The organism is Bacillus sp. PK6-025 (genome assembly GCF_056530265.1).
Window position 1 is genome coordinate 1,615,447 of sequence record NZ_CP096509.1, and the last position, 15,950, is coordinate 1,631,396.

Here is a 15,950-nt window from a genome sequence, read left to right on the forward strand (position 1 = left end):
ACTGCCCGCGGTTTTTTTGATCTTTTCATTGACTGTTTCAAACGATTCGGCTACGATATTGAACCATATCCATATAAAAATGAGAGGGGACATATATCTTTGGACAATGAGATGTTCATTCACCGGCTTGGCGCCGCCAGTCATCGCAAAAAAGCGGATACTGTAATTAAAAACGGAAAGATCATGGATGTTTTTAATCAGGAATGGTTGAAGACAGACATAGCTATCACAGACGGGGCCATCGTCGGTTTGGGCGATTATGAGGGGGAGAATACCATTGACGCAGAAGGACAAATGATCGTTCCCGGTTTTATCGACGGTCATGTCCACATTGAGTCTTCAATGGTGACGCCGCCCGAATTTGCCAAAGCGGTGATTCCCCACGGTGTAACAACCGTTGTCACCGATCCCCATGAAATCGCGAATGTCTCAGGAGTGAGGGGTCTTGAGTTCATGTTGGAGCAGGCTAAGATGACAAGGCTGAACATTCGTTTTATGCTCCCTTCTTGTGTGCCTGCGGCACCATTTGAAAAATCGGGTGCGGTTTTGAACGCTGCGGATTTACATCCTTTTTACAGCCGCGAAGAGGTGCTCGGGCTTGCGGAAGTGATGGACTATGTGGCCGTTGAAGCGGGAGAGCCGGATATGGTGCAAAAACTCATGGATGCCCATAAAGCGGACAAGCGGATCGACGGACATCTGGCCGGCTTGTCAGCCGGGTTCGTCAATGTCTACAGAGCGGCGGGCGTGCTGACAGACCATGAGGTCACGACACCTGAAGAGGCGCTTGAACGGGTCAGAAGAGGAATGTACGTCATGCTGAGAGAAGGCTCTGCGGCAAAGAATACACGTCATGTTTTGCCTGCGGTTAATGAGAAAAATGCGAGACGCTTCTTTTTCTGTACGGATGATAAGCATTTGGATGAACTGGTCGATGAAGGAAGCATTAACCATCAGGTCAAGCTTGCCATTCAAGAGGGACTTGACCCGTTTCTCGCATATCAAATGGGCAGCCTCAATGCAGCGGAATGCTTCGGGTTAAAGACGAAGGGAGCGGTTGCCCCGGGTTATGACGCAGACCTCCTTTTCATCAGCGATTTTGAGAACGTCAGCATTTCAAAGACGATGATCAACGGCGTGATCTGGAGCGGGGCAGAACAAAGCGAATGGACGGACGGCAAAGCGGCACCTGCTCTGCTCCAATCTGTCCATCTCCCTGATTTACATGAGGATGATCTGGAAATTCCGATCGTTCAAGGGAGTGAAATCAGGGTCATTGACATTATCCCCAATCAGCTTGAAACAAAGCTGTCCCTGGCCAAGCCGAAAAGCGGCGCTTTTTTTCAGCCGGATCTGGAAAGCGATCTGTTGAAAATTGCAGTGATTGAGCGCCATCGCGGCGTTAAAGGAATCGGACTCGGCGTTGTCAGGGGATTCGGTCTAAAAGAAGGCGCCATCGCGACAACGATTTCTCATGATTCCCACAATTTAATCGCTGTCGGTACAAATGATCAAGACATCTTAAAAGCGGTTGAACGTCTCGGAGAAATCGGGGGAGGCCTCACCATTGCAAAAGGAGGGAAGGAGCTTCAATCCGTCGCTCTGCCGATTGCCGGCCTCTTGTCGGACAAACCGCTTGAGACGGTAAACGAAAGCTTAAAATCTCTTCATGCAGCATTAACGGAGACAGGATTTTCAGGAGCGTTTAATCCTTTTCTGACGCTTTCTTTTTTAGCGCTTCCTGTTATCCCCGACATTAAAATGACGACAGAAGGCTTGTTTGATGTTAAAGCGTTTAGGCATATCCCGATTCAACCATAAAAAAACGGATGCACACCGGTGCATCCGTTTTTTTGCTCAAGCCGCGATTAGACTTCCATAATAATCGGAAGGATCATCGGGCGGCGTTTTGTTTTTTCGTAGAGGAACGGAGCGAGCGTGTCTGTGATCTCGTTCTTAATTTCAGACCACTGCGTCGTTTTGCGTTCCATCACTTTTTTAAGGTGTCCTGCAATCAGGTCCTGGGCATCGTTGATTAAATCACCGGATTCTCTCATGTAGACAAATCCTCTGGAAATTAAGTCAGGTCCTGCAGACACTTTGAACTCTTTCATGTTGATGCTGACAACGACAATGACAAGCCCTTCTTCAGAAAGAATCCGGCGGTCGCGAAGCACGATGTTCCCGATGTCGCCGATGCCGCTTCCGTCAATATAGACATTGCCTGACGGGATTTTACCTGCGACTGAGGCTTCTTCGCTTGTCAAAGCAAGCACTTCGCCGTTGTCCATAATAAAGCAGTTTTCCTCAGGAATTCCGCAGTCTGTCGCAAGTTTGACGTGCATTTTCTGCATTCTGTATTCACCGTGAATCGGCATGAAAAACTTTGGCTTGATGAGGCGGAGCATCAGCTTTTGCTCTTCCTGTCCGCCATGTCCTGATGTATGAATGTTAGTCACAGCTCCGTGGATGACATCGGCGCCCGCCCGGTAAAGCTGGTTAATTGTGCGACTAACGCTGATTGTATTGCCCGGGATCGGAGATGATGAAAATACGACCGTATCCCCAGGAATGATGGAAATTTGCCGGTGTGTGCCGTTAGCAATTCGGGATAGCGCAGCCATCGGTTCACCTTGGCTTCCGGTACAAAGAATCGTCACTTTGCCGGCAGGAAGCCTATTGATTTCATTCGCTTCAACAAACGTATTTTTCGGACACTTAATATACCCGAGCGTTTGGCCGATTTCAATCGCCGACTCCATGCTTCGTCCAAATACGGCAACCTTCCGTCCGTTTGCAACAGCTGCTTCGATCACCTGCTGCAGGCGGTGGATGTTTGACGCGAAGGTTGCGAAGATGATCCGGCCTTCGACTTTTCGGAAAATATCATCAATGCTTTCTCCGACTTTGCGCTCTGACATCGTGAAATCAGGGATTTCACTGTTGGTGCTGTCAGAAAGCAGGCAAAGCACGCCTTCTTTTCCGATTTCGGCCATCTTGGTCAAGTTGGCAGGTTCGCCTACCGGTGTAAAATCGAATTTAAAGTCACCGGTATGTACGATGTTTCCTTGCGGTGTTTTTACGACAATCCCGTATGAGTCCGGAATGCTGTGGGTCGTCCTGAAAAAAGAAACCGACGTTTTTCTGAATTTGACGATATCGTCTTCTTCAATGATATGAAGCTTTGTTTGACGCAGCAGACCGTGCTCTTCAAGCTTCTTTCTGAGAAGGCCGATGGCGAGCTGTCCGCCGTAAACGGGAATGTTCACCTGTTTGAGCAGGTACGGAATTCCGCCGATATGGTCTTCGTGGCCGTGCGTAATAAAAAGACCTTTGATTTTTTCTTCGTTTTTGACTAAATAAGTGTAGTCGGGGATGACATAGTCGATTCCGAGGAGCTCGTCTTCCGGAAACTTAATCCCCGCATCGATGAGCACGATCTCGTCCTGAAACTGGACCCCGTACGTGTTTTTGCCGATTTCCCCAAGTCCTCCAAGGGCAAATACAGCCGTTTGATCATTTTTTACAAATTTCATTCATTCATAACTCCAATACTTTAAAATTTTCGCTTTGCTTTTCATATTCTAAAAAAGCGTCTTCAACTTGCTGTATAAACTCAATATTGTAGTTGTATTGTTTTAATTTAGATCTGACTTCACGTTCAGATTGAGCTTCCACAAAAATTGAATCTGTTTTTTCACGAACAGGTACTTCGTCATTGCTTGCTTGATAAAATACCTTATAGATCATCCAAATCTCTCCTTAACTGCCGATTGTTAGACTCATCTTTCTATTATATTCGAAATTGCCTCATAAGAAAAGCGCTTGAGAAAAAAAGGACTCTTCCACATGAGTGAAGGTCCTTTTAGGCAATCGACTTTCTGCGCATCATGCCATTCAGCTGTTTTTTTAATTTTTTCCGCAGTCGGCGTAGCATACGGATTCCTCCTTTCTCTGACTTGTCCGGTCACTACCGTATCTCTTTAGTTCTATTATATGATGAATCCGTCTATTGTTACATGGATATTATTGGCATGTTGATTTTGTTTTGATTTTGGAGTGAAAAGGTTTTCTCGCGTACGCAGTTTTTGTATGATGGTACAGGAGAACCATCAATCATACTAGCTAAGGGAGAAGGATTCACTGCCATGGATAAAAAGCTGATTTTCTTTGATATCGACGGAACGATTTATGATCATGATAAACGGATTCCCGACACTGCGAAACAGGCTGTCTCCGATTTAAAAGCGCACGGCCATCATGTTTTCATCGCATCAGGCCGGGCGCCGTTTATGGTCAGGCCTGTGCTTGAAGAATTGGGCATCGATTCTTTTGTCTCTTATAACGGACAATATGTCGTTTTTGAAGGAGAGGTCATTTATAAAAACCCCATTGCCGAACAGTCACTGGAAGCGCTGCTTGCGCATTCCGACAGCTGCGGCCATCCCCTCGTCTTCATGGGAGAAGAGGGGATGCGCACTACATCTGCCGGCCATCCGTTCGTCCACGAAGGAATCGGCAGCTTAAAAGTCAATCCGCCGGAAGAGGACCGCGCCTATTTTAAAGGTAGGGACATTTTTCAGGTCCTCTTGTTCTGTACGCAAGACGAGGAAGAGCGGTACAGCCGGTTTCAGGAGTTTGATCTCGTCCGCTGGCACGAGCGCTCCACAGATGTGCTGCCTTCTGGCGGTTCGAAAGCGGAAGGAATCAAAAAAGTCATTGAAAAGCTTCCGTTCGACAGAGAGGATACTTACGCGTTTGGAGACGGTCTGAACGACCTGCAGATGATCGAGTTTGCGGGAACCGGAGTGGCGATGGGCAACGCTGTGCCTGAGCTGAAAAAAATAGCCGACTTTGTCACAAAGCCCGTCGATGAAGACGGCATTCAATACGCGGTAGAAGCCCTCGGGCTTTTGAAACCATAAAAAAACGGATCTTGTCTGATCCGTTTTTTTATGTGCATTATCTGCCGACAGGCGTTGCGTTTTCGGGTTGTTTCAGCGGGTTTTCTTTGTCGATATGGTCGTAAAACATAATGCCGTTTAAATGATCGATTTCATGCTGGAATACGATTGCCGGAAATCCTTTTAAGCGGATGTCGACGTTTTCGCCATCAAGTGTCGTTCCTTTGACCCGGATCCGTTCATAGCGCGGAACATATCCGGGAATCGGTTCGTCGACGGACAGGCAGCCCTCGCCGCTTGTCAAATAGCATTTTTGAACAGAGTGGCTGACGATCTTCGGATTGAAAAGCGCATAGCTGTAAAGTGTCCCGTCTTCATTTTCGGCATGAACTGCGATCATTCGTTTATTGATATTAATTTGCGGAGCGGCTAGGCCGACACCAGGACGAAGGTTGTACTTTTGAGCGATTTCAGGGTCCTGGCTGTTTTTGATAAACTCGATCATGTCGCTCAGCTGTTTGATTTCTTCTTCGCTAGCTGGCAATTGAACTTCTTCGGCGACGGTTCTTAAAGCGGGGTGTCCGTCGCGGACAATGTTTTCCATTGTGATCAACATCTTCACTCCCAACGATTCATTATGTAAAGTATAGCGGATCTTGCTCTTTTCGCGCAATCTCTGTGCATGATAAAATGACCAGCCGAAGGAGGCTGGTCATGACGGATTCATCAGGGGCTAGCAGCCTAAATAAGCGGCCCCTACAATAATCAGCAAAATAAAGAGAACGACGATCAAAGCGAATGTGCGGCCGTAGCCGTATCCATAACCGCCGCCGTACCCGTATCCAGGGCAGCAATAACCGTACATATGAAGACCTCCTCCGTTATTTTACGCCAGCCTTTTCTTTTTGGTAGGCATGGCGTCTAATATAAATTATGTAAAAGTCCAACGGTTGTATAGTCGAATGCCCAACTTCAAGGAATTTTCCCTGAATGTTTTGGTCTAAAAGCGAAGGCGGCGGCATACCGATCTGATATCGGCTTGTCCATACGCTTTAGACTTCTGTTGTCAAACAAACGAATTCATTTTATAGTGGAATTTGTCGAGATTGGGGGAAGTTCGAAGTGAAATTTTCAAACATGCGGGTGCCAGCAGGCATCGTTGTTCTTTTCATGGCAGCATTTGTACTATCAGGCTGTCTCTGGAAAGATCCTGTCGAGTCTTTTCACGGCTCGCTGGAGAAGATCGTGGAATTGGAAGAGCCTTTTAAACAAGAGCAGGGTTCCCTTAAAAGTCTGGAAAAAGCTGAATCTAAGCTTTACGAGGAAATGATCAGGCTCAATATGGATGATTTTGACCGAATCGCTGCGCTCTCCGACAAAGCGCTCAAGAAAGCCGGAAACCGCGAGAAGCACTTGAATTCTGAGAAAGAAAGCATAGACGAAGCAAAGCAGGAGTTTGAAGCGAATAAAGCGTCGGCGGAAAAAATCGAAGACCAGAAGGTCAGGAAAAAAGCTGAGAACGCTGCTTCTTTTATGGAAAAGCGCTACAAAGCCTACGACTCGCTTTATGACGCCTATCAGAACGCAATCGGCCTTGACAAAGAGCTGTACAAGCTGCTCAAAAACAAAGGTCTTAAACTGGATGACCTTGAGGCACAGCTGAAAAAAATCAATCAATCGTATGACAAAGTGCTGAAAGAAAGCAAACATTTCAATGAGTATACAAAGGATTACAACAAAGCCAGAAAAGATTTTTACAAGGCTGCGGGATTTGAGATGAAAGAGGGCTGAATATTCAGCCCTCTTTTTTCGACAAAATCTGTATTGCTATTGTAATACAGAATGCTGTCTATACTAGAACAGTTTGAAACAGTCTGAACAGCGCTGAAACAGAAATTCAGTAAAGCGAATACATTTATTGAATTTCAGGAATGAAATCGATTGACGAGTATGATCGACTGGTGTAAACTTAGCCTTGGTGGAACTTGTTGTATTAGTTTGTCATAAACTATAAATGATACAGTTTTAGAACGCGTTGTGCTGTCCTTACATAAAAGTTTCGACAACCATCAAAGCGGCTAATAAGAAATAAATATGAGTTGCGCCCGTCAATTTAGGACACCCTAATTCTGTATGTATAAGGGATACACGTCTATGACTGTCAAAAGAAAGGAAGAGGTGACTTTATATGGCTGCAAAAACGAAAAAAGCAATCGTTGATAGCAAAAAGCAATTCGATGCCATTAAAAAGCAGTTCGAAACGTTTCAAATTTTGAATGAAGAAGGCGAAGTCGTTAATGAAGCGGCAATGCCCGATCTATCTGATGATCAATTAAAAGAATTAATGCGCCGCATGGTGTATACACGCATTTTGGATCAGCGTTCTATTTCTTTGAACAGACAAGGCCGCCTTGGCTTCTACGCGCCGACTGCTGGTCAGGAAGCGTCTCAAATTGCTACGCATTTCGCGCTTGAAAAAGAAGACTTTGTTCTTCCGGGCTACCGTGATGTTCCGCAGCTGATCTGGCACGGACTTCCGCTTTATCAAGCATTCTTGTTCTCTCGCGGACATTTCCGCGGCAACCAAATGCCGGATGATGTCAATGCGCTGTCGCCGCAAATTATTATCGGTGCGCAATACATCCAGACGGCTGGCGTTGCACTCGGCTTGAAAAAACGCGGCAAACAGGCTGTGGCGATCACTTATACTGGAGACGGCGGTGCTTCCCAAGGTGACTTCTACGAAGGCATCAACTTTGCCGGTGCGTATAAAGCTCCAGCTATTTTCGTTGTTCAAAACAACCGCTATGCGATTTCTACACCTGTTGAGAAGCAATCAGCAGCTCAAACAATCGCACAAAAAGCTGCGGCTGCAGGTATCGTCGGCGTTCAAGTAGACGGCATGGATGCCCTTGCTGTATACGCTGCGACACGCGAAGCACGCGAGCGCGCTGTAAACGGCGAAGGCCCTACCCTGATCGAAACGCTTTGCTTCCGTTACGGTCCTCATACTATGGCCGGTGACGACCCGACGAAATACCGTACGAAAGAAATCGAGAATGAGTGGGAGCAGAAAGATCCGCTTGTCCGTTTCCGCAAATTCTTGGAAAACAAAGGCCTTTGGTCTGAAGAAGAAGAAAGCAAGGTAATTGAAGAAGCGAAAGAAGAAATCAAGCAGGCGATCAAAAAAGCTGACGAAGAGCCGAAGCAAAAAGTGACCGACCTGATCGACATCATGTATGAAGAGCTTCCTTACAACCTTGCAGAACAAAAGGAAATTTATAAAGAGAAGGAGTCGAAGTAAGCCATGGCGCAAATGACAATGATTCAAGCAATCACTGATGCGTTACGCACAGAACTGAAAAATGACGAAAATGTCTTAGTTTTCGGAGAAGACGTCGGTGTTAACGGCGGCGTGTTCCGTGCGACTGAAGGATTGCAAAAAGAGTTTGGTGAGGATCGCGTATTTGACACTCCTCTTGCTGAATCTGGTATCGGCGGCCTTGCACTCGGCTTAGGCTTACAAGGCTTCCGTCCTGTAATGGAAATTCAATTTTTCGGCTTTGTGTACGAAGTGATGGACTCAGTTTCCGGACAAATGGCACGGATGCGCTACCGTTCCGGCGGCCGCTGGACTTCACCAGTGACAATCCGCTCTCCGTTCGGCGGCGGTGTTCATACGCCTGAACTTCACGCGGACAGCTTGGAAGGACTCGTTGCACAGCAGCCTGGACTTAAAGTCGTCATTCCTTCAACTCCGTACGATGCTAAAGGACTTTTAATCTCCGCGATCCGCGATAACGATCCGGTTGTCTTCCTTGAGCATATGAAACTTTACCGTTCATTCCGTCAGGAAGTTCCTGAAGAGGAATACACAATTGAAATCGGCAAAGCCGATGTGAAACGCGAAGGAACAGACCTTTCAATCATCACATACGGAGCGATGGTTCACGAGTCATTAAAAGCTGCGGAAGAGCTTGAAAAAGAAGGCGTATCTGCTGAGGTTGTCGACCTTCGCACAGTCAGCCCGCTTGACATCGACACGATCATCGCATCTGTGGAAAAAACAGGCCGCGCGATCGTCGTTCAAGAGGCGCAAAAACAGGCTGGAGTGGCTGCAAACGTTGTTGCCGAAATCAACGACCGCGCGATTTTGAGCCTCGAAGCTCCGGTGCTTCGCGTCACTGCTCCTGATACGGTATTCGCATTCTCTCAAGCTGAAAGCGTATGGCTTCCAAACCATAAAGACGTGCTTGAAACTGCGAAAAAAGTATTGGAATTCTAATAAGATCTGAACAATAAGGGAAAAGCTGATACCAGCCTTTTTCCCTTCATGCATTTCCACAGTCAGTCGGAGAAACTGTAGCCGTCTACTGACAGTCAGCCTAAATAAGCAGGCTGACCATTATATCAACTACGTAATAATCTTAGGAGGTCGAAAACTGTGGCATTTGAATTTAAACTTCCGGATATCGGGGAAGGAATCCACGAAGGCGAAATCGTAAAATGGTTCGTCAAGCCAAACGACGAGGTAAACGAAGATGACGTTTTGGCAGAGGTCCAAAACGATAAAGCAGTTGTAGAAATTCCTTCACCTGTTAAAGGAAAAGTATTAGAATTAAAAGTTGAAGAGGGAACAGTCGCAACCGTTGGGCAGACAATCATCACATTTGATGCACCAGGTTACGAAGATCTTCAATTCAAAGGCGACGAATCAGGCGAAGCGAAAGCGGAAGAAGCTGACAAACAAGAAACTGATGCACCAGCAGAAGCAGCGGAAGCAAACGAGCAAGCGGATGCAGATTCGAATAAGCGCGTCATTGCAATGCCATCTGTACGCAAGTATGCCCGTGAAAAAGGCGTTGATATCGTGAATGTTTCAGGTTCGGGCAAAAACGGCCGCGTTCTGAAAGAAGATATCGACAGCTTCTTAAACGGAGGAACTGCCGGAAACGCTCAGGCTGCTCAAGCTGAAGAAAAAGCAGAGCCTGCTGCACAAAAACCTGCAGCGGCGGTTCAAGTGCCTGAAGGCGAATTCCCTGAAACACGCGAGAAAATGAGCGGAATCCGCAAAGCCATCGCAAAAGCTATGGTCAACTCAAAACATACCGCTCCACACGTTACACTAATGGACGAAGTCGATGTGACAAACCTTGTCGCTCACCGCAAGCAGTTTAAACAAGTTGCGGCTGATCAAGGAATTAAGCTGACTTACCTGCCTTACGTGGTAAAAGCTTTAACATCAGCTCTGAAAAAATATCCAGTCCTGAATACATCAATTGACGACAATACAGATGAAGTGATTCAGAAGCACTACTACAACATCGGTATTGCGGCAGACACTGACAAAGGCCTGCTTGTGCCGGTCGTTAAAAATGCGGACCGCAAAGCTGTTTTTGAGATTTCAAATGAAATCAACGAACTTGCGACAAAAGCACGCGACGGCAAACTTGCTCCTGCTGAAATGAAAGGCGCTTCTTGCACAATTACGAATATCGGCTCTGCCGGCGGTCAATGGTTCACACCGGTTATCAACCATCCGGAAGTTGCGATCCTTGGAATCGGCCGCATCGCTGAGAAAGCTGTCGTTCGTGACGGCGAAATCGTCGCTGCACCAGTTCTGGCTCTTTCTCTAAGCTTCGACCACCGTATGATCGACGGCGCAACTGCACAAAACGCATTAAATCACATCAAGCGTTTGCTGAACGATCCACAATTAATTTTAATGGAGGCGTAATGTAATGGTAGTAGGAGATTTCCCTATTGAAACAGATACTCTTGTCATTGGTGCGGGACCTGGCGGCTATGTAGCTGCCATCCGCGCTGCTCAGCTTGGACAAAAAGTAACAATCGTTGAAAAAGGCAATCTTGGAGGCGTATGTCTGAATGTCGGATGTATCCCTTCAAAAGCGCTGATCAATGCAGGCCACCGCTATGAGAATGCAAAGCATTCTGAAGAGATGGGGATCACTGCTGAAAACGTAAAAGTTGACTTTACAAAAGTTCAAGAATGGAAAGCCTCTGTCGTTAATAAGCTTACCGGCGGTGTTGAAGGCCTTCTGAAAGGCAACAAAGTCGACATCGTAAAAGGCGAAGCGTACTTTGTAGACAGCAATTCTGTACGCGTGATGGATGAGAATTCAGCTCAGACATACACGTTCAAAAATGCGATCATTGCAACGGGTTCTCGCCCTATCGAATTGCCAAACTTCAAATATAGCGACCGTGTACTGAATTCAACAGGCGCGCTTGCACTGAAAGAAATTCCTAAGAAGCTCGTTGTCATCGGCGGCGGCTACATCGGAACTGAGCTCGGTACTGCATATGCAAACTTCGGCACTGAAGTTGTCATTCTTGAAGGCGGAGAAGAAATTCTTCCAGGCTTTGAGAAGCAAATGAGCTCTCTTGTTAAACGTAACCTGAAGAAAAAAGGCAACGTTGAAATCCATACAAAAGCTATGGCTAAAGGCGTAGAAGAAAAAGCTGACGGCGTAACCGTTACGTTCGAAGTGAAAGGCGATGAGCAAACGATTGATGCGGACTACGTACTTGTCACTGTCGGCCGCGTTGCAAACACGGACGAGCTTGGACTTGAACAAGTAGGCGTTGAAATGACGGACCGCGGCATCATCAAAACGGACAAACAATGCCGTACAAACATTCCGAACATCTATGCGATCGGCGACATCATCGAAGGTCCTCCGCTTGCACATAAAGCTTCTTATGAAGGTAAAATCGCTGCTGAAGCGATTGCCGGAGAAGCAGCGGAAATCGACTATCTCGGAATTCCTGCGGTCGTCTTCTCTGAGCCTGAACTTGCATCTGTGGGTTACACTGAAGCACAGGCTAAAGAAGAAGGTCTTGCAGTGACTGCAGCCAAATTCCCGTTTGCTGCAAACGGACGTGCGCTGTCATTAAACGAAACTGACGGTTTCCTTAAACTTGTAACACGCAAAGAAGACGGTTTAGTCATCGGTGCACAAATTGCCGGAGCAAGTGCTTCTGACATGATTTCTGAGCTGAGCTTGGCAATCGAAGCAGGCATGACTGCTGAAGATATCGCCATGACAATCCATGCTCACCCTACATTGGGAGAAATTACAATGGAAGCTGCAGAAGTTGCCATTGGCATGCCGATTCACGTTGTAAAATAATTAAATGAAAAACCCCCAGCAGGGGGTTTTTTTTATGTATTTTAATCGCTCAAGATAGAAAATCCCCTTGCACATACACAGGGGATTTTTAATGCTTCAATTCTTTTTGAAGAAGCTTTACAATTTTATCTTTATCTTTTATTTTTCCTTCAATTTTAACCAGTACTTTTTTATCATGAACAAGCAGCAAGCTTGGAAAGATTTTAACCTCTTTTTTCCACTGGCCTTTTTCATGTGAAATTTCCATATTTGAAACCTGTTCGGGAAATTCTTTTTTTAAATCCAAAAGCGCATCATAGTAAGCCACTTCCTGCCCCATATGCTCGTCATCGGAAAAAAAGATGAGCTTGAGGTGGCGTTGGTTGGCGCTTTGCTGCTGCTCATGGTCAGGCATGATGTGAGATAAAGAACATCCACTCGTCAAAAAAAGGAAACAAATTGCGGCGGTGAATATCGCTCGAAACCACATGACGTCTCCTCACCTCTCTATATAATGCAAGCCGATTTTCCTGTTCGATTAGTAAACAATTCCTATTTTATCATGATAATTGAAATAATCTTTCGTTGTTACCCATTTGTTACACAATTGATAACTGCTGTTTTATTTATGAGACGTTGCAGATTGAACGGATTTGATGGGTACATAGTCGGAATCAGCAGGGAAGCGTTCTGCATAAGCTTTAAGCAGGAATACATATATAACATGAATGGCCTTTTTTTTGAAAAAAGAGCAAAAATGATTTAAATGTGTTATACAATTAACCATTGACAATATTAATGTGACATAATATTATAAAGGTAACAAATTTAAACGCTTCCATTTTGAAAAGAAAAGGGGAATGAAAGATGGGCACGATCGTTTGTCAAGACTGCAATGAAACCATTCAGCATTTTGAAGATGAGAAAGTGACGATTCTTTACGGAACGTGCGGACAGTGCAACTGCCATCTTAGAGAGGAAGAATAGAAAAAAGCATGCGGCCATTTACAGTGCCGCATGCTTTTCTGTTTTTTACAGGATTGCTTGCTGTTCTTTAATGACGCGGATCATATGGAGGGTGTCATCTTCCGGTCCCTGAACAGGCAGCCCTGCTTCGAGGTTCTTTTCGATGTAGTTGATATTATCCTCGGTAATGATCTCGCCTGGAATGAAGATCGGTATCCCTGGCGGATAAACCATCACAAATTCGGCAATGATTCTGCCGGCGGCTTTTTTAAACGGAATGATTTCCGTATTTGCATAAAAAGCGTCACGCGGTGTCATTGCAAGCGCTGGAATGTTTGGCAGAAGCACTTCAGGCTTGCGTCTGTTTTCCGCAGCAGAGGCGGCCTGCTGAGCGATGTCGGCTAAGCCTTTGATCAGCGCATCCGCATCCTCTTTCCGGTCTCCCGGTGTAAAAATGCACAGGATGTTGTATAAGTCAGAAAGCTCCACTTCGATTTGACATGACTCGCGCAGCCATTTTTCCACATCATGCCCGGTCAGCCCGAGGTCTTTCACAGATATGATCAATTTGGTCGGATCATAGTTAAAAGCCGCTTTGGAGCCGAGGATTTCCCTCCCGACGCATGAAATACCGTTGATTTCATTGATGCGATCCCTTGTTTCATCAGCGAGCTTAATCGTTTGTTCGATCAGTTCGTGTCCTTCTGTGGCTAAGCGTTTTCTTGCGACATCAAGTGAAGCGAGCAATAAATAGGAGGTCGATGTCGTCGTCAGCATGCTTAAAATCGATTGAACTCTTTCTTTTGAAACAAGACCTTCTTTCATATTGAGAATCGAGCTCTGTGTAAGGGATCCTCCGAGCTTATGAACGCTCGTCGCCGCCATATCCGCTCCGGCCTGCATGGCAGAAAGAGGCAGATCTTCGTGGAAATGGATGTGAACGCCGTGTGCTTCGTCAACAAGCACAGGGATATGAAATGAATGAGCCAGCTCCACGATGCTTCTTAAGTCTGCAGCTATGCCGAAATAAGTCGGGTTGATGACTAGAAGCCCCTTTGCGTCAGGATGCTCAAGCAGCGCTTTTTTCGCTGATTCAGGGGTGATTCCGTGTGAAATTCCCAACTCATCGTCAATTTCCGGATGGATGAAGATCGGTACTGCGCCTGAGAAGACGATCGCTGACATGACCGATTTATGAACATTTCTTGGCACGATGATTTTGTCTCCGGGGCCGCATACGGCCATGACCATCGTCATGATGGCGCCGCTCGTTCCCTGGACGGAAAAAAACGTGTAGTCGGCTCCGAATGCTTCAGCCGCCAGATCCTGCGCCTGTTTGATGATTCCTTTCGGTGCGTGCAGATCGTCGAGAGGCTCGATATTGATTAAATCTATGCTTAATGCGTTTTCTCCGATAAACGCCCTGAATTCAGGGTCCATCCCGGAGCCTTTTTTGTGCCCGGGTATATGGAACTGGATCGGGTTTTTGCCGGCGTGTTTTTTTAATCCGGTATATAGGGGTGTTTCGTGCTGCAACAATTGTTTTCCCACCTTCATGATAAACCTGCTATTTCCTTAAAGACTATTCTTTATCAAAAATCGTTGAGTTATTTTGCGTTTTTGCTTGATGGCATAAAACAAATGAATTATATTATGTTCTTGAAAGAATGTAAAGAACATTTTATCATCTTTAAGGCTTCTCTGTCCCTTTGGATAGTCGCAAAAAAGAAAACCAATACTAAAGCCAAACAAGCCGTCAGGCCGAACTGCACAAGGAGATGAACCAAATGGAAGAAGGATACCAATATCCGATGAATGAAGACTGGAGCACAGAGGAAGCGATAGACGTTATATCGTTTTTTCAGACGGTTGAGCTCGCTTATGAAAAAGGCGTTGAGCGCGATGTACTAATGAGTGCTTACCGCCGCTTTAAAGAAATCGTTCCGGGAAAAGCGGAGGAAAAAAAGCTCTGCAGCCAGTTTGAAGAAGCGAGCGATTACTCTCCGTATCAGGCAGTCAAAAAAGCAAAGGAACAAACGGAAAATACGAAAATTAAAATGTAATGAGAAAATCCAAAACAAAAAGGGATGGGCACAACAGGCCATCCCTTTTTGTTTAAACCGATACTTTCTGCGTCAGGCGGTAAAGGAAGGCGAGCTTTTCAAAAGCCGCTTCGATTTCGGATAGAAACGCCTCTTCGCTCATTTGCAGGACTTCGTCTTTTGCAAGCTGAATACCGCAAAGCGCTTCTGCTTTCTTCACGTTGACGAGCCGTTCAAACAGGTTCTCCAGCTCTTTATCGTCCATCTCAGACTGTCTTATGACGTCCGGTTTCGTATGATCGGCCGACCAGACAAAACGGCTTGGAATGTTGCTTTCAATGTCCGGCAGATGCTTTTTAAACAGCTGGCCGTATTCCTGCTTGAGAGGAGACTCATAGATCAATGCAAACCATACGAACACGTGGGTTTCCCATAAACCAATTTGGAAATGAGGCAGCTTTTTATAGCCGCGCTTATTGTTTGCAAAAGCAACCCAGCTGTCGTCCGGCGGATTGACCGAGCGGCGCGCGTGCTTTGCGACGTGGACAAACATTTCATCTCCTGTCAATGCGGACAGTACAGGCGCAAAATGACCGCCGAGCCCTTCAAGTTTCGGGCGCACGGTTTCTTTCAGAGCGCTCATCCGCGCATCTAAACCTTCTATTGTAAATGTACGAAAATCCTCTTCAGTAAAACGCAGACTGCTCATTGTGTTCCTCCTTGTCCAATCAGTAAAGATATTGTATCACAGTCGGCTTTTCAAACAAAAAATTACGTTTCGATTCGCGGATTTTGGGGAATCGTTAGGTAAACACACAATTTTTAGAATAACGTTGCGAATGTTTGAGCACTTCATACGATATGAATAAGAAATTAATATAAATCACGCTTAGGACTAAAACCAG

Annotated in this window: 17 protein-coding genes; 10 read left to right on the top strand and 7 right to left on the bottom strand. The window is 45.9% G+C overall.

Translation table 11 applies throughout. The features are described 5' to 3' along the window. The first annotated feature begins 99 nt into the window (after positions 1-99). Positions 100-1,821: an adenine deaminase gene (ade, locus tag M1D67_RS08415; protein ID WP_023857279.1), complete on the top strand. Its 1,722-nt coding sequence runs from the start codon at positions 100-102 to the stop codon at positions 1,819-1,821. Positions 1,822-1,868: 47 nt separating this feature from the next. Here ade and rnjA read toward each other — a convergent pair whose 3' ends face one another. Further along, positions 1,869-3,536, bottom strand: a complete 1,668-nt coding sequence (gene rnjA / locus M1D67_RS08420) for a ribonuclease J1 (protein ID WP_020451239.1) — start codon at positions 3,534-3,536, stop codon at positions 1,869-1,871. A 4-nt stretch (positions 3,537-3,540) separates the two neighbouring features. Further along, a complete protein-coding gene (locus M1D67_RS08425) occupies positions 3,541-3,750 on the bottom strand; it encodes a DNA-dependent RNA polymerase subunit epsilon (RefSeq protein WP_020451240.1) in 210 nt (69 codons plus the stop codon). Between the two features lie 398 nt (positions 3,751-4,148). On the opposite strand from M1D67_RS08425, the gene M1D67_RS08430 reads away from it, so the two are divergent. Beyond that, entirely contained in the window at positions 4,149-4,925 is a 777-nt protein-coding gene (locus M1D67_RS08430) for a Cof-type HAD-IIB family hydrolase (protein ID WP_026579777.1), read from the top strand. A gap of 37 nt (positions 4,926-4,962) precedes the next feature. On the opposite strand, the gene def is transcribed toward M1D67_RS08430, so the two are convergent. Then, on the bottom strand, positions 4,963-5,517 hold the full coding sequence (gene def / locus M1D67_RS08435; protein WP_026579776.1) for a peptide deformylase: 555 nt from the start codon (positions 5,515-5,517) through the stop codon (positions 4,963-4,965). Between the two features lie 120 nt (positions 5,518-5,637). Beyond that, on the bottom strand, positions 5,638-5,769 hold the full coding sequence (locus tag M1D67_RS08440) for a YjcZ family sporulation protein (protein ID WP_003181399.1): 132 nt from the start codon (positions 5,767-5,769) through the stop codon (positions 5,638-5,640). 257 nt (positions 5,770-6,026) lie between these two features. On the opposite strand from M1D67_RS08440, the gene M1D67_RS08445 reads away from it, so the two are divergent. The 5 genes from M1D67_RS08445 to lpdA all read left to right on the top strand — a co-directional run bounded on the left by M1D67_RS08445 (position 6,027) and on the right by lpdA (position 12,058). Next, positions 6,027-6,695, top strand: coding sequence for a YkyA family protein (locus M1D67_RS08445; protein ID WP_026579775.1), 669 nt, complete (start codon positions 6,027-6,029; stop codon positions 6,693-6,695). Positions 6,696-7,092: 397 nt separating this feature from the next. After that, on the top strand, positions 7,093-8,208 hold the full coding sequence (pdhA, locus tag M1D67_RS08450; RefSeq protein ID WP_020451244.1) for a pyruvate dehydrogenase (acetyl-transferring) E1 component subunit alpha: 1,116 nt from the start codon (positions 7,093-7,095) through the stop codon (positions 8,206-8,208). Positions 8,209-8,211: 3 nt separating this feature from the next. Then, positions 8,212-9,189: a pyruvate dehydrogenase complex E1 component subunit beta gene (pdhB, locus tag M1D67_RS08455; RefSeq protein ID WP_020451245.1), complete on the top strand. Its 978-nt coding sequence runs from the start codon at positions 8,212-8,214 to the stop codon at positions 9,187-9,189. A 159-nt stretch (positions 9,190-9,348) separates the two neighbouring features. Then, positions 9,349-10,641, top strand: a complete 1,293-nt coding sequence (locus M1D67_RS08460; protein WP_479831771.1) for a dihydrolipoamide acetyltransferase family protein — start codon at positions 9,349-9,351, stop codon at positions 10,639-10,641. Positions 10,642-10,645: 4 nt separating this feature from the next. Continuing rightward, on the top strand, positions 10,646-12,058 hold the full coding sequence (gene lpdA, locus M1D67_RS08465; RefSeq protein ID WP_229129082.1) for a dihydrolipoyl dehydrogenase: 1,413 nt from the start codon (positions 10,646-10,648) through the stop codon (positions 12,056-12,058). Positions 12,059-12,146: 88 nt separating this feature from the next. Here lpdA and M1D67_RS08470 read toward each other — a convergent pair whose 3' ends face one another. Then, positions 12,147-12,527: a hypothetical protein gene (locus M1D67_RS08470; RefSeq protein WP_020451248.1), complete on the bottom strand. Its 381-nt coding sequence runs from the start codon at positions 12,525-12,527 to the stop codon at positions 12,147-12,149. Positions 12,528-12,904: 377 nt separating this feature from the next. Here M1D67_RS08470 and M1D67_RS08475 point away from each other — a divergent pair, with 377 nt between their 5' ends. Further along, positions 12,905-13,024 (top strand): GapA-binding peptide SR1P, encoded by a 120-nt coding sequence (locus tag M1D67_RS08475; RefSeq protein ID WP_020451249.1) that lies wholly within the window; start codon positions 12,905-12,907, stop codon positions 13,022-13,024. A 45-nt stretch (positions 13,025-13,069) separates the two neighbouring features. Here M1D67_RS08475 and M1D67_RS08480 read toward each other — a convergent pair whose 3' ends face one another. Next, positions 13,070-14,542, bottom strand: a complete 1,473-nt coding sequence (locus M1D67_RS08480) for an aminotransferase class I/II-fold pyridoxal phosphate-dependent enzyme (protein WP_095290397.1) — start codon at positions 14,540-14,542, stop codon at positions 13,070-13,072. Here M1D67_RS08480 and M1D67_RS08485 point away from each other — a divergent pair. Together M1D67_RS08485 and M1D67_RS08490 are read left to right on the top strand one after the other, a co-directional pair. Beyond that, the gene (locus M1D67_RS08485; protein WP_023857271.1) at positions 14,531-14,785 is read left to right on the top strand and encodes a hypothetical protein; all 255 of its coding nucleotides are present in this window, start codon (positions 14,531-14,533) and stop codon (positions 14,783-14,785) included. The genes M1D67_RS08480 and M1D67_RS08485 overlap by 12 nt on opposite strands. 5 nt (positions 14,786-14,790) lie before the next feature. Next, complete coding sequence (locus M1D67_RS08490; RefSeq protein WP_020451251.1) at positions 14,791-15,066, top strand: UPF0223 family protein; 276 nt, start codon at positions 14,791-14,793, stop codon at positions 15,064-15,066. A gap of 52 nt (positions 15,067-15,118) precedes the next feature. Here M1D67_RS08490 and M1D67_RS08495 read toward each other — a convergent pair whose 3' ends face one another. Next, positions 15,119-15,754, bottom strand: coding sequence for a YktB family protein (locus M1D67_RS08495; protein WP_224146024.1), 636 nt, complete (start codon positions 15,752-15,754; stop codon positions 15,119-15,121). Positions 15,755-15,950: the final 196 nt, after the last annotated feature.

Coding starts and splice junctions, on each gene's coding strand:
- rnjA (WP_020451239.1), bottom strand. CDS start 3,536: ATGAAATTTGTAAAAAATGATCAAACGGCTGTATTTGCCCTTGGAGGA.
- M1D67_RS08425 (WP_020451240.1), bottom strand. CDS start 3,750: ATGATCTATAAGGTATTTTATCAAGCAAGCAATGACGAAGTACCTGTT.
- M1D67_RS08430 (WP_026579777.1), top strand. CDS start 4,149: ATGGATAAAAAGCTGATTTTCTTTGATATCGACGGAACGATTTATGAT.
- M1D67_RS08440 (WP_003181399.1), bottom strand. CDS start 5,769: ATGTACGGTTATTGCTGCCCTGGATACGGGTACGGCGGCGGTTATGGA.
- pdhA (WP_020451244.1), top strand. CDS start 7,093: ATGGCTGCAAAAACGAAAAAAGCAATCGTTGATAGCAAAAAGCAATTC.
- pdhB (WP_020451245.1), top strand. CDS start 8,212: ATGGCGCAAATGACAATGATTCAAGCAATCACTGATGCGTTACGCACA.
- lpdA (WP_229129082.1), top strand. CDS start 10,646: ATGGTAGTAGGAGATTTCCCTATTGAAACAGATACTCTTGTCATTGGT.
- M1D67_RS08470 (WP_020451248.1), bottom strand. CDS start 12,527: ATGTGGTTTCGAGCGATATTCACCGCCGCAATTTGTTTCCTTTTTTTG.
- M1D67_RS08475 (WP_020451249.1), top strand. CDS start 12,905: ATGGGCACGATCGTTTGTCAAGACTGCAATGAAACCATTCAGCATTTT.
- M1D67_RS08490 (WP_020451251.1), top strand. CDS start 14,791: ATGGAAGAAGGATACCAATATCCGATGAATGAAGACTGGAGCACAGAG.
- M1D67_RS08495 (WP_224146024.1), bottom strand. CDS start 15,754: ATGAGCAGTCTGCGTTTTACTGAAGAGGATTTTCGTACATTTACAATA.